Origin of the sequence: Gracilibacillus xinjiangensis (assembly GCF_042651765.1) — a bacterium.
Classification (GTDB): Bacteria; Bacillota; Bacilli; order Bacillales; family Amphibacillaceae; genus Gracilibacillus; species Gracilibacillus xinjiangensis.
Window position 1 is genome coordinate 1,041,215 of the sequence record NZ_JBHSDT010000008.1, and the last position, 18,865, is coordinate 1,060,079.

23 protein-coding genes are annotated in these 18,865 nt (G+C 34.5%); 4 read left to right on the top strand and 19 right to left on the bottom strand.

The annotated features are described in order from the left end of the window. Positions 1-5: 5 nt before the first annotated feature. From mraZ to ACFOY7_RS16550, 5 genes are all read right to left on the bottom strand, one after another. Positions 6-437 (bottom strand): division/cell wall cluster transcriptional repressor MraZ, encoded by a 432-nt coding sequence (mraZ, locus tag ACFOY7_RS16530; protein ID WP_390253556.1) that lies wholly within the window; start codon positions 435-437, stop codon positions 6-8. A 250-nt stretch (positions 438-687) separates the two neighbouring features. Further along, positions 688-2,310: a bacillithiol biosynthesis cysteine-adding enzyme BshC gene (gene bshC / locus ACFOY7_RS16535; protein WP_390253558.1), complete on the bottom strand. Its 1,623-nt coding sequence runs from the start codon at positions 2,308-2,310 to the stop codon at positions 688-690. Positions 2,311-2,471: 161 nt separating this feature from the next. Beyond that, positions 2,472-2,927 (bottom strand): RsfA family transcriptional regulator, encoded by a 456-nt coding sequence (locus ACFOY7_RS16540; protein ID WP_390253560.1) that lies wholly within the window; start codon positions 2,925-2,927, stop codon positions 2,472-2,474. A 302-nt stretch (positions 2,928-3,229) separates the two neighbouring features. Then, the gene (gene rpmF, locus ACFOY7_RS16545; RefSeq protein WP_089741890.1) at positions 3,230-3,403 is read right to left on the bottom strand and encodes a 50S ribosomal protein L32; all 174 of its coding nucleotides are present in this window, start codon (positions 3,401-3,403) and stop codon (positions 3,230-3,232) included. Positions 3,404-3,417: 14 nt separating this feature from the next. Next, positions 3,418-3,939, bottom strand: coding sequence for a YceD family protein (locus tag ACFOY7_RS16550; protein WP_390253562.1), 522 nt, complete (start codon positions 3,937-3,939; stop codon positions 3,418-3,420). Positions 3,940-4,125: 186 nt separating this feature from the next. Between ACFOY7_RS16550 and ACFOY7_RS16555 the strand changes: the two genes are divergently transcribed. Beyond that, entirely contained in the window at positions 4,126-5,325 is a 1,200-nt protein-coding gene (locus ACFOY7_RS16555; protein ID WP_390253564.1) for a nucleotidyltransferase, read from the top strand. A gap of 16 nt (positions 5,326-5,341) precedes the next feature. On the opposite strand, the gene ACFOY7_RS16560 is transcribed toward ACFOY7_RS16555, so the two are convergent. Further along, positions 5,342-6,361: a SepM family pheromone-processing serine protease gene (locus tag ACFOY7_RS16560; RefSeq protein ID WP_390253566.1), complete on the bottom strand. Its 1,020-nt coding sequence runs from the start codon at positions 6,359-6,361 to the stop codon at positions 5,342-5,344. 146 nt (positions 6,362-6,507) lie between these two features. On the opposite strand from ACFOY7_RS16560, the gene ylbJ reads away from it, so the two are divergent. Beyond that, complete coding sequence (ylbJ, locus tag ACFOY7_RS16565; RefSeq protein ID WP_390253568.1) at positions 6,508-7,704, top strand: sporulation integral membrane protein YlbJ; 1,197 nt, start codon at positions 6,508-6,510, stop codon at positions 7,702-7,704. On the opposite strand, the gene coaD is transcribed toward ylbJ, so the two are convergent. The 7 genes from coaD to ACFOY7_RS16600 form a co-directional block, all read right to left on the bottom strand. After that, positions 7,691-8,176, bottom strand: a complete 486-nt coding sequence (gene coaD / locus ACFOY7_RS16570) for a pantetheine-phosphate adenylyltransferase (protein ID WP_390253570.1) — start codon at positions 8,174-8,176, stop codon at positions 7,691-7,693. The genes ylbJ and coaD overlap by 14 nt on opposite strands. Positions 8,177-8,182: 6 nt before the next feature. Then, positions 8,183-8,794, bottom strand: a complete 612-nt coding sequence (gene rsmD, locus ACFOY7_RS16575) for a 16S rRNA (guanine(966)-N(2))-methyltransferase RsmD (protein ID WP_390254142.1) — start codon at positions 8,792-8,794, stop codon at positions 8,183-8,185. A gap of 208 nt (positions 8,795-9,002) precedes the next feature. Continuing rightward, on the bottom strand, positions 9,003-9,278 hold the full coding sequence (locus tag ACFOY7_RS16580; RefSeq protein ID WP_390253572.1) for a YlbG family protein: 276 nt from the start codon (positions 9,276-9,278) through the stop codon (positions 9,003-9,005). 23 nt (positions 9,279-9,301) lie between these two features. Beyond that, positions 9,302-9,742 (bottom strand): YlbF/YmcA family competence regulator, encoded by a 441-nt coding sequence (locus tag ACFOY7_RS16585; protein WP_390253574.1) that lies wholly within the window; start codon positions 9,740-9,742, stop codon positions 9,302-9,304. 65 nt (positions 9,743-9,807) lie between these two features. Continuing rightward, positions 9,808-10,041, bottom strand: a complete 234-nt coding sequence (locus tag ACFOY7_RS16590) for a YlbE-like family protein (protein ID WP_390253575.1) — start codon at positions 10,039-10,041, stop codon at positions 9,808-9,810. A gap of 15 nt (positions 10,042-10,056) precedes the next feature. Then, positions 10,057-10,461 carry a spore coat protein YlbD gene (gene ylbD, locus ACFOY7_RS16595; RefSeq protein ID WP_390253577.1) on the bottom strand — a complete coding sequence of 135 codons (405 nt, stop codon included), beginning with the start codon at positions 10,459-10,461 and terminating at the stop codon, positions 10,057-10,059. Positions 10,462-10,555: 94 nt separating this feature from the next. Continuing rightward, positions 10,556-11,581 (bottom strand): CAP domain-containing protein, encoded by a 1,026-nt coding sequence (locus ACFOY7_RS16600; protein ID WP_390253578.1) that lies wholly within the window; start codon positions 11,579-11,581, stop codon positions 10,556-10,558. 150 nt (positions 11,582-11,731) lie between these two features. Here ACFOY7_RS16600 and ACFOY7_RS16605 point away from each other — a divergent pair, with 150 nt between their 5' ends. Beyond that, entirely contained in the window at positions 11,732-12,097 is a 366-nt protein-coding gene (locus tag ACFOY7_RS16605; RefSeq protein WP_390253580.1) for a YugN family protein, read from the top strand. Between the two features lie 108 nt (positions 12,098-12,205). Then, positions 12,206-13,261, top strand: coding sequence for a sporulation integral membrane protein YtvI (ytvI, locus tag ACFOY7_RS16610; protein ID WP_390253582.1), 1,056 nt, complete (start codon positions 12,206-12,208; stop codon positions 13,259-13,261). Positions 13,262-13,287: 26 nt separating this feature from the next. Here ytvI and ACFOY7_RS16615 read toward each other — a convergent pair whose 3' ends face one another. The 6 genes from ACFOY7_RS16615 to coxB form a co-directional block, all read right to left on the bottom strand. Next, positions 13,288-13,743: a DUF420 domain-containing protein gene (locus ACFOY7_RS16615; RefSeq protein ID WP_390253584.1), complete on the bottom strand. Its 456-nt coding sequence runs from the start codon at positions 13,741-13,743 to the stop codon at positions 13,288-13,290. A gap of 79 nt (positions 13,744-13,822) precedes the next feature. Next, positions 13,823-14,698: a cytochrome c oxidase assembly factor CtaG gene (ctaG, locus tag ACFOY7_RS16620; protein ID WP_390253586.1), complete on the bottom strand. Its 876-nt coding sequence runs from the start codon at positions 14,696-14,698 to the stop codon at positions 13,823-13,825. 197 nt (positions 14,699-14,895) lie between these two features. Next, positions 14,896-15,219 carry a cytochrome c oxidase subunit IVB gene (ctaF, locus tag ACFOY7_RS16625; protein WP_390253588.1) on the bottom strand — a complete coding sequence of 108 codons (324 nt, stop codon included), beginning with the start codon at positions 15,217-15,219 and terminating at the stop codon, positions 14,896-14,898. 3 nt (positions 15,220-15,222) lie between these two features. Then, complete coding sequence (locus ACFOY7_RS16630; protein WP_390253590.1) at positions 15,223-15,843, bottom strand: cytochrome (ubi)quinol oxidase subunit III; 621 nt, start codon at positions 15,841-15,843, stop codon at positions 15,223-15,225. Then, complete coding sequence (ctaD, locus tag ACFOY7_RS16635; RefSeq protein WP_390254144.1) at positions 15,843-17,693, bottom strand: cytochrome c oxidase subunit I; 1,851 nt, start codon at positions 17,691-17,693, stop codon at positions 15,843-15,845. Before ctaD ends, ACFOY7_RS16630 begins: the two co-directional genes overlap by 1 nt. Before the next feature lie 60 nt (positions 17,694-17,753). Next, complete coding sequence (coxB, locus tag ACFOY7_RS16640) at positions 17,754-18,809, bottom strand: cytochrome c oxidase subunit II (protein WP_390253592.1); 1,056 nt, start codon at positions 18,807-18,809, stop codon at positions 17,754-17,756. Between the last annotated feature and the right edge of the window lie 56 nt (positions 18,810-18,865).

The window sequence follows — 18,865 nt, forward strand, 5'->3', positions numbered from 1 at the left end:
ATTTTTCACAAATCAAAATCCAATAAATTTTCTGCTAGTTCTGCAAAAGAATCCTCAGAGTCATCCACGAACTCACTCCACTTATTAGCAGCCCAAAATTCGACTCTATTCGACACGCCTATTACAGAACATTCTTTCTCAATCAATGCATACTTCCTAAGAGTTTGCGGGATGTTTATTCTTCCCTGTTTATCTAATTCACATTCAACTGCTCCAGAAAAGAAAAATCGCGTAAAAGCTCTAGCGTCCTTTTTAGTTAGTGGTAACTTCTTTAGTTTCTCTTCAAGTTGGTGCCATTCGTTCATTGGGTATGCGAACAAACATTGATCTAATCCGCGTGTTAAAACAAATTGTACTCCTAAGTTTTCACGAAACTTTGAGGGTACAATAATACGACCCTTATCATCAATATTATGTTGATATTCACCCATGAACATACAAGCGCACCCCACTTTCTCCCATTATCGTACCACATCACCCCACTTCACTCCACAAAAATATAATTCATTTTTAATAGTTGATTAAATAGTCCTATTCTGTAGGTGATATTACCTATATGAGTCACCGTTTATTCACGTAGAGAAAAATATTTAGGGTTATTTCCTTATATATTCATCCAATTTAAACCACCTGCAGTTATTTCCCCAAAAAAAAAAGAAACCTAGCATCAACACTAGATTTCCTTTTTTATAGATAAAAAGCTTGATGATTTCGATTGATTTCATACTCTTGATTAATAATATTTTGCATAAATGAATAACCATATTTGTTCAAATAATAAATAACATTCCAAATTCTTTCTTGCAGTCCATCATACGGATGTAAATGAATTGCCACACTTTCAAGGTCCGCTAATTCTTTAGAATACTTCATATGTAACTCTTTCTCCATCCGATTCGTTAATTGTTCCACATGTTCCAATATATATTGTAAATTTTTTTCCGCATATTTTCCCACATCTGCTTTTATTTCCTTCGCTTGTACTGCTAAAGGTTTGTGTGCTGTTGTTACCATCTGCTTTACTTGATCTGATAACATATCTAATGGTGGAACAGATTGTGAGATTAGCCAATTTTGCTTAGTCTCCATGATTCCTTCTGATATGGCTTCTTTTACCCCAATAGCATAATGGGACATTATTTTCTGCAATCTTCTCTCAATAATAGTAATGGAGATACGCGGAAGGACTGGCGGCATTTTCATCTCCAGTGCAGAAAAAGCTGGTTTGAGAATCGACCAGTAGGCTACCTCGCTTGGTCCACCGAAAAATGCTAAGGTTGGGAACAGTTTTTCTTGCATCACCGGTCTTGACACAACATTGTTGCTTAATAATTCTGGCTGTCTAATTGCTACTTCCAATAGGTCCACATGTGATATACGGCATTCATCATTTTTCCCAACCCAATAATCCCCATCACGTTTCAATAGAATCCTTTGCTTGTTCTGGTGATAAAAGATGTGCCCATCATCTTTATCAACATCAACGGACACATTATATCCCTTTTTTCTCATTCTCTGTAAATAATGAAAAACTTCTTTACTATAATCAGCTTGTTTCTCAATTAATTCCTTAAAATATTTATTTTCCAACCGCCTTACTAAATAGTCACCTGAATCAATAAATACGATGCCTGTTTCTCTGAAAAGTTCATGCATAAATTTCGCAAAAAAATCAACGATCGTATCAGATTGCTCCATGATATCTCTAATTTTTTGATATAAATCTTTACTATGGCAGGTTTCATCTAATTTTGAAAATACGGAATTCAGCCAATTTATCCCTTCCGTACTCTTTAGTTTGCGTTCAGAAACCGAAGTTTTTTCATTATATTTATCTTTCCATGTTAATTTTTCAAGCTTCAATTCATCTGGTAAAAAGATATGGTTCACTTCATCATAATCATGATCTTCACCTGCAATCCAAAAAACAGGGATGACAGGAATGTTAAGTTTCTTTTCTTGTTCTTTAGCTAAGTGCAGGATGGAAATTATTTTATGTATTGTATATAGAGGACCACCTAAGAGCCCAGCCTGTTGACCTCCGATAACCACAACACTGTCAGATTTCCGCAGTCTGTTAATATTATCGAACGTCTTCTGTGACGCTCCCCATCTCTTATTTAATTTCTCTAAAACACCCGATAATTTTTCCCTTTCAAAATCCCGTTCTTTCAGATCATTAACCCTTTGCTTAAATACATTGTCGGCATACGGCTCATAATCATAGTGCTCCATTAATTCAGAGTGATGGTTAAAGTAATCTGTCAAAAATTTATTAGATGAATTGAGTGTTATTTGTTCGATATGCATCGATAACAGGCCCCTTTATTTTCGAAAATATGTGTATTAGTCCATTAGTATTTTACATAATTATGATACTAAACGCACACAATTTGTTTGCATCCTTCATTTTGTACAGAAAGAGTAAAAAGAAACTTCACCATTTGATGAAGTTCCTCCACCTGAGTTATCTAATTCTGCCGCTTTTCCCATTTATCTAAAATCTTTTGAATTTCTTCTAATAATTGATTGGATAATTGCAATTGATCAGTTAATTCACGATTTTCCTCTTCTAATTCTTTCCACCTTTTAGCCTGATCTATCGTTTGGTAATATTGGGAAATTTTCTCCAGGGACTGAATAACCTCTGTAAAATTTGGATGGTCTAATTCCTGTATTACCTTCACATTTGTATATGGATTTACTTTTTTTCGATTACTCTTCGCTATTTGAATCGCTTCTTCATAGTGTTTTCTTAAAGTAGCATTCCACCTGAAGCCACATGCAGCAGAAGTTCTTGATAATTTGTTTCCCGCCTCTTTGAAAGCCTCTAACTGTGTTTTACCTTCTCTAATATAAAGTAATACGGTTTCAGCCAGTATTACATCTTCATCTTTTGTCCAAGCATCTTGACGATGTCCTTGCATCAACCCACCTCCTCTATTCTTGCTATCAATGTATGCATATAATAGAGGAGATAGAATTTTTTTATTGGAAAATTTACTATTTGGTAATTAATATTTATGAAAAAAAGAAGTATTCTTTAGGTTGTTCTAAAAGGAAGGTTATAACTGAAAATCGGTTGAATTAAGCGAAGATGGTGCTTTTTCTTGTATTTTTGTTTATATACTGATCTTTTCTTGTGATCTTAGCCTTAAATATAGATAAAAAGAAAATAGTGTAAGTAGTTTTATCTACTTACACTATTTACTAGTACATGGTATATAAATTATTGAGCTACTACTTCTTTTCCATCGTAGTGTCCACAAGATTTACATACATGGTGAGGCTTTGCTAATTCACCACAATTTGAACATTCTACCATTCCTGGTACATGTAATTTTTTGTGTGTACGTCTTTGTCTTTTCACTTTTTTTGAAGTTCTTTGCTTAGGTACTGCCATGCCTTACACCTCCTTTAAAGAGATTCATTATTGTTGTCATCTAATAAGGCTTTTAACTTTTCAAGACGAGGATCAATTTTTTCATTCGTTTGTTCCTCTGTCATTAGTGTCCAACCTTTACCTTCTGAAATAGTATTTGCTTCTAATACTTCTTGTTCAGCAAATACACGAAAAGGTATCTCTAAGATTATATTTTCCTTGATATAAGGGTTTAAGTCAAGTACCTCTGTATCAACCTTATGCACTTCTCCATCATTACTCTTATAAGAAGAAGTTGTAAAAGTCTCTACAGCATGTATGGTGAAATCATACGGTACATCAACTAGAGTTCTTGCACAAGGTAATATCATTTGACCCATTATATCGAAATCAAAAGTGATTTCCGTACCATCAATTCTGGCCGTTCCTTTCACCTGAACTGGATCAATTTTTCTAATATCATTATCTAATTCTTCCAATTCTCGAACATCTACACTTTCATCAAATGATAATGGGTTACCATGTAATTGTTTTAACTTTTGTAACGAAATTTTCATTATAATCACCTCAAGGCAACAAGAAATATTTTAAAAGGAAATCAGCTATTTGTCAACATATTTTCTTTACACTATCAGAAAAAAAAACAGATATATGCTATACTGTATTACAAGATCACTTAAATATACCTTTCTAACCACTTTAACAAGAATGAACGAATTATGCAAAGCTTGGAGGTTGAAAGAATGCAAGGATGCGGCTTAATTGTTGAATATAATCCATTTCATAATGGGCATAAATACCATTTGAATCAGTCCAGAATAATCTCCGGTGCAGACTGTATGATTGCTGTAATGAGTGGTAATTTTCTGCAAAGAGGTGAACCTGCTGTTATAGATAAACACCATAGAGCAAAGCTCGCTGTTACACAAGGTGTAGATTTAGTAATCGAGTTACCATATTATTACGCCGTGCAGCATAGCGAGTTATTCGCTGAAGGTGCAATAAAGTTATTAAGTGCCCTCAAGGCAAATTATATATGTTTTGGCAGTGAACACGGGGAAATAAATGGCTTTCATGAAATGATCAAATTGCTTAGATCCAATCAGACTGAATATGAAACACAGTTGAAACTTAGCTTACACCAAGGAAATTCCTACCCAAAGGCACATGAAATAGCATGGCGTCAGATAGGCGGAGAACACTTATCGATTGACTATACAAAGCCTAATAACATTTTAGGCACACAATATTTACTTAAGATTTTACAAATTGATTCATTAATTCAACCATTAACCATTAAGCGGCAGCAAAATAATTATCATGATCAGGCGATATCAACGCCGTTTGCGAGTGCGACAAGTATTCGAAAAGAGTTATTATCTGATCATCCACTAAGGAAAATTGAAGATTCTGTACCTAGTGAAACACTGGATATTCTGAATAAATACAAAAGTAATTACGGCTGCTGGCATGATTGGGAGCAATACTTTCCGTTTTTACATTACCGTATATTAACAATGCATCCAGATGAATTAAAGCAGATCCATGGCATGAAGGAAGGGCTGGAGAACCGTTTAATCCGTTCAATGACAGATGCTTCAAGTTTTGAGCAATTTATGACAAATGTGAAAACAAAAAGATACACCTGGACAAGCCTTCAAAGGGTTCTAACAAATATCTTAACAAATACAACCAAAAGTGAAATAGAGATAAAATTGAGTTCCCCACCTCCGTTGCGAATTTTAGCAATGTCCCAGATAGGAAAAAGATATTTAAACCATTTAAAAGAATATGATCCAATTTTCTATACTAGTAACAAAAAGCCTTATCCTGATTACGGATTGGATAATAGAGTTACTTCTGCCTACTATAGTATACTAAATACGGAAAAACAATTAACAGCAAAGAAACAAGACTTTAAACCACCATATATGGAGGTTTAAAGTCTTGTTTACGTTATTATTCAGATAATGATTGTAAATATCTCAATGCGTCATCAAAAGTATCTACAGGAATAATTTTCATATCTGTATTAATTTCCTCTGCCACTTCTTTTGCTGTTTCATAGTTGGAGTCTTGGCGTCCATTCTCATTCGGTGCAAAAAAGATATCATTGCCTGCCCTGTCAGCTGCAATCACTTTTTTATCAATTCCACCTATTCTGCCAACATTGCCTTCATAATCAATCTCTCCTGTTCCAGCGATTTGAAGCCCCTTCGTTAAGTCTTCCTCGGTTAATTGATCATAAATTTCTAAAGCAAACATTAAACCAGCACTTGGACCACCGATATCTCCGCTCGAGAATGTTAACTTTGGATTCTCTACTACTTCTCGATCGGTTACAAGCTGTATGCCAATCCCAGCTTTACCATCTAGCTCCTTCATTTTCACCAATCCTACTTGTTTCGATAATTGTTCTTCATCTCTTATAATCGTTAAGTTAATTATATCGCCGGCTTGCTTAGTTCCAACATAGTCAATTAGATCATTTGCTTCTGCAATATCCATACCATCTATCTTAACAATTCTATCACCAGTTTTTAGTATATTTTCTGCTGGCATATCTTCTAGAACCGAGACAACATATACACCATTATATTGGATTACAATGTCCTCCTTAGCCGCTTGGTATGCAACTACCTTAGATGCCTCCTGGGAACTTTCCATCATCATTAATTGCATCTTCATATAATCTTCTTGTGATATTCCATTATAGTAAACATCTTCAATTGGGACTATTTGATGGTAATCCCTTAACATGGCTAAAAGGTAATAAAACGGCGTAGCTTGTCCTCCTTTAATTGTTACCAGGTGCATATCTCCATCACTTTCATATCCTCCTTCTACTTCAACAATTGGATTTAAAGGATCCGCAGTACCTGGCTTATAAATATAGAAGGGGAGCTGATAAATAAAGAGTAATGCTAAAAGCACTAGTAGGGTTATAAATGAAACAATTTGAAGCCATTGTTTTTTCATGTCATCTTACTTCCTCTCTGACTAACGAAAATGTATATATATTGGTATGCCATCATATAAATTTAAATAAAGACAAGCCAACTCTTCACCATTTTACTACTTCTTATAATAATCGTACAGAAATGTAACTAACAAGGAGGATATATGTGAAATATAAAGTTATTTCTATAATGTATGCCTTATTCGCCCTTTTTATTGCTTTATCTATCATAGTATTTCCACAACCAGTATTGGAAGCAAGTAAAAGAGGGATTGAAATGTGGGCATCCGTTGTCTTTCCCTCACTCCTGCCTTTTTTTATTGTAGCTGAATTGTTTATTGCCTTCGGTGTTGTGCATTTTATCGGTGTATTATTTGAACCGATTATGCGGCCATTATTCAATGTACCTGGAGTAGGAGGCTTTGTTTGGGCAATGGGTATGGCAAGTGGTTATCCTGCTGGAGCAAAGTTTACGGTTAGACTAAGGCAAGAAAATCAATTAACAAAAATAGAAGCAGAGCGACTAGTAAGCTTTACAAATGCTTCCAACCCTTTATTTATCATTGGAGCTGTCTCCATAGGTTTTTTTCATGACCAGCAACTCGGAATATTGTTGGCCATTACCCATTATTGCAGCAATTTTCTCGTTGGTATTTGTATGAGATTTTATAGGAGAAATACGAGGTCTACAACAAAGAAAAACCAATTCTCGATAAAGAAAGCTTTTGAAAGACTACATGAAACGAGAATGAACGATAATCGTCCCCTCGGAAAAGTGTTAGGAGATGCTATCATTCATTCCATACATACATTACTTTTAATTGGTGGTTTTATTACATTATTTTCAGTACTTACAAGGATATTCCAAGAAGTGAATATTTTATTTATTTTATCTAAATCCCTAGGTGTTATTCTTGATTTCCTGCAATTACCGGTAGAATTAGCCCCAGCATTTTTATCAGGTCTTTTTGAAATCACCCTAGGAGCACAGGAAATAGCCCTTGCAGAAAACAATAGTGTTCTCATTCAAGCCATTTTATTATCCTTTATTCTTGCATTTAACGGTTTATCCGTCCAAGCTCAAGTGGCGAGTCTTTTAGCCGAAACGGATATCCGTTTTTTGCCTTATTTTTTCGCTAGACTACTTCATGGATTATTCGCTTCCATACTTGTAATAATTTTATTTAAACCAACATACACAGCGAATAACAATAAAGAAACTCTCCCTGTTTGGAGCCAATACATTACTGATCAGACAAGTACTATTTATGTAGTATTTCAAGAATCGGGTATGTTTATAACTATCATAAGTTTGGTGCTATTCATTATATTAAATATATATATAAAGCCTACACATAATTAAATTTCTTACGTAAAGCATTTTCTACAATAGACGGTACGAGGTCTGAGACATTTGCATTGTATTTAGCAACTTCTTTCACCATACTGGAACTAAGGAAAGAATACTGGTTATTTGTCATCATAAAAAATGTCTCGATCTCTTCGTTTAATTTCCGGTTCATAGAAGTAATCTGCATTTCATATTCAAAATCAGTAACTGCTCGTAACCCTCTTAATACCGCTTGGGCATTTTTGCTTTTGGCATAGTCCATTAATAATCCTCTGCAGGAATCTACCCGGACATTCCGGATATCTTTCGTGGACTCTTCTAAGAGCATCACTCTTTCTTCCACCGTAAATAGTGGGGATTTTGATTGATTATTAAATACTGCTACAATCACTTCATCAAAAATCTTTGCACCTCTTTGAATAATATCAAGGTGGCCGTATGTTACAGGATCAAAACTCCCTGGGCAAATTGCTAACTTTGTCATCTATGATCATCCTTTCTGATATATCGTAATCCCTGTTGTATTTCCTAATTTGTCTTTTTTAAACAATTGATAATTGTCTAGTTCAACTTCTAATTGGTATGCTGCATCATGTTCACATACGATCAATCCTTTTTGAGCAAGTAAATCATATGCATCAATCATTTCCAGTAATTTTTCATATGACGTCTTATAGTAGGGTGGATCTAAAAAAATAATATCTAATTTTAACTCCCTTTTTTTAATCGCTTTCAGTGCCCTTTGTGCGTCATTGCGATATATTTCCACATGTTCACTTAATCCAAGTTGATTAACATTAGATTTTATCGTTGAGATTGCTTTTGGTTGTTTATCGACTAAGATGGCTTGATCCATCCCTCTGCTTAATGCCTCGATTGCGAGTGAACCACTACCAGCAAACAAGTCTAAACATATGCCTCCACTGAAAAACGGGCCTATTATTTGAAAAAGTGATTCCTTTACTTTATCAGTTGTTGGTCTGGTTAATTTATTTGGAACTGCCTGAATACGGTGCCCTTTATATTTTCCTGCGATGACTCTCACTTTATACCCTTCTTTCCTCTGAGTGAAATCTATCTTACTATAGCATGGAACTTTTATTTCCTCAAATTATGATGTATAAAAAATAACATTATGGTACAAACTTTAGATAAGCAACAAGTAGTTGCTTTAATTCGGAGAAGACTTACCATTCCCCATAAGTTCTTCCTCCGGTTTCTCCTCTCCCTTTATTCTTTTTATTTTCGATGATGAAAATAAAAAGAAACCTGCAACTTGTTTATGAGTTGCAGGTTTTTTTTATAGCAATTTAAATTCCCATCTTATAATCGTATTCTTTTGCTTTGTCGACTGATGCATTTTCATAATCAGTCTTGATAAAGGGTTTATAAGATGGTTCTGCTTTCGTCACATAAGGTAATCGGTTAAAGATACGGAGGGATTCCTCATAGTCATCCTGATTGACATAAATCATTGCATATTTTAACTTTTTTGATACATGGATAAGATGACCATATCTTTTTAATTGTTTCACATTTTTCATATGATGGAACCATACAATTACTGCTTGTCTTTTTGTTAACATTGCTCTTCCTCACTTTTTCAAAGTTACGAAGCGTTGCAGCCACAGCCTCCGCCTGATCCACAACCACAACCGCCATCTGTTAATAATGCCCCGTCTTTTGGCACTTTCACCTTGTCACTAACACTATATGCTAAGATTTGACTAATTTCATCCAATAGTTGTTGTAATTGGGTTTCAGCTACCTTGTATGCTGCTATTGTTTCATGCATATCCATTTCACGCTTAGCTGCACGGATATCTTTCATTATTGTACTATAATCAGGGTGATAACGTCCAAACCTCTCTACCTCTTCATAAAGATCTTTCATCTGATTGAATTTCTTGATCAGATTTTGTGCTTCTTTATCTTTATTCATTTTGTTTTTTGCTTCATCAAATGCTAGCTTTACATCTGATTGCAGTACAATTTGACCTAGTGTTTCTGATTTATCTAAAATATCAACAATTTCCATTGTTGCTAACATGCAATGCACCTCCATATTCTTATTTTACCAACATTTAAGCCAAAATAAAAGAGGCAGGGTTATGATTAATCCTTAAAGGCCCCTGCCATATCTATTATTAAACTTACTAATTGTATATTTTGTTGTGCTTTCTCAAGTCGCTGTGGTATTGTTTTACCGTAAAATTGTTTAGCTGTTTGCTCCATTTCCTCTATCCTGTTAGCATCTCTCGATAAGTAACGATACCAATCAGGATTTTTGCGTATAAAATTCCATAAATCCTGCCTCTGTTCCAAAAAATAATAAGTTTCCTGTTCCAACGATGCTCCCCCTAATCAATCTCTCATCCTGAATGAGAATGGATCTCGCACTGGTCGTGGTGACGGTTCACTACTATCATTTGTGAAGTGTTTGTATTGATCAATGACTTTCATTACTTGATCAATAGCACCATTAAGGTCATGAATATGCTTTTCTACATGATTAAGATCTAATTGGCTTATTTTATTTAACCATTTACTGAACATTTTCTCATCGTTTTGTCCGTCCTTTACACTATCCTTCTTTTCGTTGTTAGTATGGTATTTCTCCCAAACTTGGTCATTCTCTCCTAATAAAACGTATTGTTCATAACACTCCTGGAGACTGATCTTATTGGATCGTATTGCTTTGATTATATGTGGATTACTTTGCAAAAAAGCTTTAAATTGGCGAATAGTAGGTGTAAGTTTTTTTGTCATCAAATCACTTCCTTTATTGCTTAGCTCATTCCTTCTTTTAACTCCATATAGTTTATGATTTCATTTTCCATATCGTGTTACAAGTGCTTAGAATTTATTTTTCAAGGAAGTTTTGTGTGTAATACAATTTATAAGTTCCGACACCTAAGTGCGTATAATCTTCTTTTAACAATGCTTCCCTATGACCATCACTATTTAACCATCCGTGTATAACAGCAGGAACATCAACATAGTTTGCTGCAATGTTTTCTCCTGCTGACAAGTAGTAAGCTCCCGCTTCAACTAGTCTTTCCTGTAATCCATCACCGTTCAACCGGTAATGAGAAAAATAATTCTGCTTTTCCATATCCTCACTGTGTGCTTTTGCGGCAAAACTGGCTTTTTCATCCCATTGTAAGAGATTGAGTCCATAACTTTTCCTTATCGTGTTGGTAATATCGTAAATTTGATTTTCCATCCCCTTCTCAATCATTTTCCATTCCTCATCATTCGGCTTTTTCGCTTCTTTAATTTCTCCATAGTAGTATACTTCATATGGTTTATGTAATTCGAAGACATCTTTATTCATAAACCTTATACCGGCTATTTTATTTGTAAAAGAATCAATAAATAATTGCGCGAATACATTATTATCTAAAGCGATAACAGGTCTCTCCTTAATATCCTTTTCCGATAGTTTAAAACGAATATGTTCGAATTCTATCATTTGATTTAAGTTATGGTTTGCTTTCAAGTCATCATAAGATTGTCCAATGGCGAATGGTTGTAAATCGGCCTGTTCAGATGTTGTATATAATGTAACAATTGAGCTGTCCATCACACCTACTTGAATATAACTGTTTTCATCATAATATATTTTCCATTCGTAACCGTAGAGTGATGGATCTGTCCGATCAGCTTTACCAAAATCTTGTTCAAAATGTAGGATGTTCTTACCAAGATAACCCCAAAGAGATCGGCTATATTTAATCACAGGATGATTTTCGTTAACAGTTTCTTTTTGTGTTATCCCTGTTGATTTTACTAATTGATTTCTTCTAATAATTTGTTCGTCATCCTTTAGTAAAAATGGTGAAACAACTGCAGCAATAATTACTAGAAAAATTAATATTTTTTTCATTAATACAGACACCATCCTTTTGCAAAATAGGTTATACTAGAATATATAACAGGAAGAAGTTTTTTAATACAGATTGTTGAATATAAATTGCATCTTTCAACAATTCATACTATTATAGTTTTAGTGAAAATATTAGATGGGGTGAATATTTTGAAGATTTTAGACACAGGAATAGAAGATTTATTAGTTGATTTAAAACCATTAGATAATGGAATGGAGAAAGCTAACTTTGTCCGTGCATCACAATGGGATTATGAACGCGTAACATATGATTATAAAGTTGGTTCACCAGAGGAAAACATTACATATTATATCAGAGTACAGGGTTATGCAGTAGAAGGCGATGTTGACAAAGGGGATGCAGTTATTAAATTATTAACACCGCTTTTAGGTAAACATTACTATCCCCACGGGATTGAATATGGAGAAAATGAAGAATTTCCTGAAACTCTTGTTAAACGAGCTACAGGCATCATTCAGAATGCAAAAACTAATATCGAACCATTTGCTAAATAAACTTATTCTAATTTCATACATATCCGGCTGTACTCCTACAGCCGTTTTTTTTAAAAAGACACAAGTATATCTGTCTCTCATAGTGGAAAGGAGTCCGAACATAACTTAATGAAGAATTTCACGAAGCAATATTGGAAGTTAATCTTAATAATTGTTTTTCTATTAGTAATTGGTTACTTTATATTGCCTGTATCCATTCCATTGATCTTATCATTTTTCACTGCCTTAATATTAAACCCTCTTATCAGATGGTTTATTAATAAATTGAAAATAAATAGAAAATTAGCGGTAACGATCGTTTTTCTTTTGTTCATTTTAATTTTTAGTATTATTGGAACATTCGCTGTAACAAAAACAGTTACACAAGTTGTGAATTTCGCTGAAAATGTACCAGACTATATCGTACAAATTAATGATCAAATGTTAGAATGGGAATCAGACTTAGATCATTTTACAGCAGATATTCCAGACGAATTAATGTACAAAGTGGTCGACGAGTTTGAAGAAACAATGAAGAACCTAAGCAATCAATTAAAAGATTTTCTTAACTTTGATAGAATAGCACAAGTAGCCAGTTTTATTCCAGAATTAATTGTAAGCTTAATTGTTTACTTAATTGCATTATTCTTATTCATGCTAGAAATCCCCAGACTTAAAGCAAATATATACAAACATTTAACGGACAAAACTGCAGAGAAAGTAAAATTTATGAATACACGATTATCTTATGTAATATTTGGATTTTTCAAAGCACAATTTCTTGTGAGTATTATTATATTTGTTGTTTCGCTTATCGGTTTATTGATCATCGTACCGGAATATGCGCTCATCATGTCACTGTTTATCTGGATAATAGATTTCATTCCTATTATTGGTTCTATCGCTATATTAGGACCTTGGGCATTGTATATGCTAATTGCTGGTGATCCATTTATAGGGATTCAGCTTTCAGTACTAGCAATCATTTTGCTTGCCATCAGACGTACAGTCGAACCTAAAGTTATGGGTAAGCATATTGGTTTATCACCACTTGCTACTCTAATTGCAATGTATATTGGACTTCAATTATTAGGTATTCTTGGATTTATTGTAGGACCATTACTTGTCATCGCCTTTAATTCAGCAAAAGAAGCTGGTATTATTAAGTGGAATTTCAAGATATAAAAAAACTACCTCGTAAGGTAGTTTTTTTATGTACCTAAAATAGCTTTGATTAAGCTTGTTGTCTCACCGCCATCATACAATATATATAACAAAATATAGACCGCGACCCCGGTGATTGCAGTACCAAACCAAATAATACTTGTAATTGGACCTATCTTTCTATGTTTCTTAATCTTCCGCTTGAACGCCAATATTAATGTTATTACACCAAAAATGGCACCAGTTGTTGCAAGAAAAATATGAAAAATTAAAAAAATCGTGTAATAGATCTTCCATTCATCTGGTCCACCGAAACTTGTATTACCGATAAAAATCGTTCTGGACATATAGATGATAAAAAAAACCAAAGCACTGTAAGCAGCAGCTAACATAGCTTTTCGGTGTGCTTTGAAATTATTCTTAATAATCTGACGCCAGCCTATGGCAACAAATACCGCACTTAAAACAATAAAAAATGTACTAATTGTTGGTAGTAAATGCATTATAATTCCCTTTCTTAAATCCAGATTAAGTTTTCTATTTTAGAAACCAATAAATTAACATGATAGCATTGTTACAAATTTACTCATGTACAGGCAGTGGATCAATTTTATTTTCTCCACTTCTAAACCATGGAAAAAATATCCTTGCAAGTAATATTCCATAGATTATTTCCTGCGTAATTTTCATTAAAATTCCACCTAACTGTTGATCTTCTAAAAGGCCCATTGGTGAAAACATTTCAGGACCACTTAGGGATAAACTGTCCAGAATCTCTGCAGGGACACATAACGCCAATGCTTGAATCCATCCCCCACTAGCGCCATAAGTATTATAAATGCCGGTTGTCGCAAAAATAATTAAGGCACAGGCTGGTGTAATCAACACCCCATTGGCAACAATATAACCAATTTTTAAAAGAGGAGACAACTTGTCCATTTGCTTTATTGGTGTAAAAATTGGCCACCACATCAAAAATGCAGCGATCAGGATAGATACTGTGATTACTGCGTGTGCAATTTCATTTCCCTTCGCAAAATCGAAAATAATCGGAATATGGTACAATGAAAATAACCCGTTAAATAATATCAATGCAATAAGTGGTTTAGTTAGCAAACTTAAAATTTTACCTATTATAGGTAGATGGAATATATTCTCCCATAACCATTTTGGAAGTCCTTTTATAATAAGTATCGGAAATAACAAATAGTAAAGTGCCATTTGTACCATATGTGCTGTAAACATAATATGTGAAAGCAAATCTACTGGCGATCCTTTAATAAAATAAAGCAACAAAATACCAGAATAAAAATAAGCAGCTTGGGCTACAGAAGCTCTTTTTTGATCTTTTCGTTTTAAGAATAGAAAAAAATACGCGACTGCTAAAACGCAAATAAATAAAGCATAATACGGACTCCAAAGTGCTCTAAAACCAAAAATTTGTAAATCTTGCCACATGATAATCACTCCATTATCGATTCAAATACATCATTATCATTATACCGGAATAACTACTAATTAAAAAGGAATTAAGCAACTTAAATTCAACAATTTGTTGAACATGAACAGTTAGGTGAACTGCAAAGTAATTGTTACAGCAATAAAATAAGGACCTGTGGAATAAGGAGAAATTATCTCACAGGTCCTTCATTATTTTACCACCAAACCAATGCAGCTAATGCAAGGATTGTAAAAAATGCAACTAAGATACCACCATATAGCATAAAAGCAGGCATATCATGTCCTTTATGACTCATATGCATAAAGTAATAGAGTTGAAAGCCAACTTGTACTGCTGCCAATACTACTATTACTGGAATGACAAATAATTCATTGAGATCTGCCATCACCATAGAAAATGCAATAATAGTAAAAATAATCATTAACGCGAAAGTGATTACTTGCTGTTTCATTTCATCCTTGCGCTTTTGTCTTTCATAATCTAACTGTGCTGGATGTAGAGAATCTTTATCTGCCATTTCCTACAACACCCCCATTAGATATACTACTGTGAAGATAAACACCCATACAACGTCAATAAAGTGCCAATAAAGGCTAGCAATATAAAACTTTGGTGCATTGTATAAGTTTAACCCACGCTTTGCATTTCTAATCATCAGAGTTACAATCCATAATAAACCGAATACGACGTGGCCGCCATGAAAACCAACTAATGTATAAAACGCAGATCCAAACGCTGAAGAACGCATTGTAAAATCATAATGATGAATATAGTGATAAAACTCATATATCTCAAAACATAGGAATCCAACACCTAGTGCAACAGTTATAGCTAACCATATCTGCATTTTCTTAAAATCATTATTTTTCATGTGATACATTGCATACACGCTTGTCAACGAGCTAGTAAGGAGCAACATTGTCATAATGAAAACTAACTCTAAACCAAATAATTCCTCAGATGAACTACCACCGTTTGTAGAATTATTTAGTGCAAGGTATGTTCCAAATAAGCTTGCAAATAAAACTGTTTCTCCCCCGAGGAAAAACCAAAAACCGATAAATTTATTTTTACCTTCCAAGGTGGCTTTTTCAGGATTCAGAGGCATGTTCTTCGTATCTAATACATCATGTTCACTCATTATTCCTTAGCCTCCTTTACTAAATCTTCCTTATGAATATGGTAACCCAAATCATCTTTTAATGATCTTGTAAGCATAGAACCTAAAGCAATTCCCATTCCAATAAATACAAGACTTAACCATACAATGTCATATTTTTGATAAATGAACCCAAAGCCGGCAATAAAGAATCCTAATGACATCAAAAATGGTAAGAAAGAGTTATTTGGCATATGAATATCACCCAGTGGTTCTGCAGGGGTCATACTTTTTCTGCCTTCTGTTTTTTCAATCCATAATGGATCTAAACCACGAACTAATGGTAATTGCTTAAAGTTATAGAAAGGTGGTGGTGACGGAATTGCCCATTCAAGTGTACGAGCATCCCATGGATCAGAACCCACTTTCTCCCCTTTTATTGAAGTAATGATTATATTATAAAGTAATACAATCGTACCAACTCCCATTAAGAATGCGCCGGATGTACTAACTGCATTACCTAAATCCAGCCCTTGATCTTCTAAATACACCCAATACCTTCTCGGCATACCCATTAAACCAAGGAAGTGTTGAACAAAGAATGTCAAATGGAACCCGACGAAGAAAAGCCAGAATGTTACTTTTCCTAAAGTTTCATTTAAAATTTTCCCAAACATTTTTGGCCACCAGTAATGTGTTCCAGCGAATAATCCAAAAACAACCCCACCAACAATAACATAATGAAAGTGTGCAACAACAAAGTAACTGTCATGGAACTGATAGTCCGCAGATGCGGCTGCAACCATTACCCCAGTCATACCACCTATTGTGAAAGTTGGTATAAAACCTAACGACCAAAGCATTGCTGTATTAATTTTGATATTTCCGCCCCACATTGTAAATAGCCAATTAAAGATTTTAATACCAGTAGGTATCGCAATCGCCATTGTAGCCACAGCAAAAATAGAGTTGGCTGCTGGGCCCATACCTACAGTGAACATATGGTGTGCCCATACCATAAATCCTAAGAAACCAATTAAAACCGTCGCAAAAACCATTGCAGAATATCCGAACAGTCTCTTTCTAGAGAATGTTGAAATAACTTCACTGAATATACCAAAAGCAGGCAATACTAAAATGTATACTTCCGGGTGTCCAAAAATCCAGAATAAATGTTGCCAAATCACGGCATTACCACCCATGTTTGGATCAAAAAACCCTGAACCGAATAAACGATCAAACATCATTAGAAATAGTCCTACTGTTAAAGCAGGGAATGCAAATAAAATAAGTGCACTTGCAACAAAAGCTGTCCAAGTAAACAGTGGCATACGCATGAAAGTCATTCCTGGTGCACGCATATTTACAATTGTAACAAGGAAATTGATCCCCCCAATTAATGTACCAGCACCAGAAATCTGTAATCCTAAAACATAGTAGTCTACACCTTCACCTGGTGATGTTGTAGATAATGGTGCATATGCTGTCCAACCTGCATCTGCTGCTCCACCTGTAAACCAACCGACATTAAGCATAATTCCTCCAAATAGGAATAACCAAAAACCTAATGAGTTCAGAAATGGGAATGCAACATCTCGTGCACCTATTTGTAAAGGTACGACTGCATTCATAAAGGCAAAAATTAAAGGCATTGCAGCCAGGAAAATCATCGTCGTTCCGTGCATTGTTATTAACTCATTATAAAAGCCCGAACTAACGAAGTCGTTCATAGGTTTGACTAATTGCCATCTGATAGCTAGAGCTTCTAATCCACCAATTATGAAAAAGAATCCACCTGCAACCAGATACAATATGGCAATTTTTTTGTGGTCAACTGTTGTTAAGTAATCCCACAAAACTGAGCCGAAGCTTCTTTTATTAGTAGCTACCATTGTACTCACGGTGAGTTAACCTCCCTTTTTTATCTCTTGCTTTCAATTAACCAAATATATTTATTCTGCACTATCTGGATTAATTTCAGATGCTTTTAATTGCAATAAATATTCTGCAATTTTCTCTGCATCCTCTTCACTAACACTATCATCTTGTAAATATGGAGCATCTAACATCCCGTTACCTGGTTTTTTAGATGCCGGATCCAGAATCCATTCTACTAACTCTTCTTCCGAATGTTCTAGAACACCTGCGATCATTGTACGGTCACCGAAGTTGGATAAGTTTGGACCAACTGATGGTGTGTTTCCGACAGCATGACAGCTTAGGCAGCTATCTTCAAAAAGTGCTTTTCCTTCTTGTGCTGTAGTTGATTCTGGTACGAATTCAGGATCTACATTTTGCATATCAGCAACCCACTGGTCATACTCTTCTTGACTAACGACGACAATTTTAAAGTCCATTAGCGAGTGAGAATCACCACAAAACTCAGCACATTTCCCCCAGTACACACCTTCTTCATAGGCTTCAATGAACATTGTGTTTTCATTATCTGGATTTACATCCATTTTACCCGAAAGCGCAGGTACCCAAAATGAGTGAATAACATCACTCGATAACATATTTAGATACACTTTTTGACCGACAGGAATATATAAATCTTGGCTTGTTTGAATCTCCTCTTCAGGATATTCAAAGTGCCACCAAAATTGTTTTCCTGTTACATTAATATTTATGCTGTCTTCTTTTTCAGTTTCATCAGCTAAATTGTATGTAACTGCAATTGTTGGTACAGCAATAATAATAAGTAACAATATCGGGATAACTGTCCAAACAATCTCTAAGGTTTTATTACCTTCCGTTTGCTTCGGGATCATGTTTTCCTGACCCTTCTTTTGACGGAACTTCATTAATACATATACGAAGATCGCCATAACCACTACAAACACAACAATCATTACTGTAATGGTAATAATAATGACTCTTAATGATTCCTCTGCCCCATAACCTTTTGGCACTAATGCTGTTAAATTATCTTTTCCACATGCAGAAAGAAGCAACAACATTAGAGTAAATAAGGACAGATTTCGGATTTTTCCCATCCATTCTTTCATCTTTATACCTCTCTTTCTATAAATAAACTTTTGAATATTATTAGAAAAACTTGAAA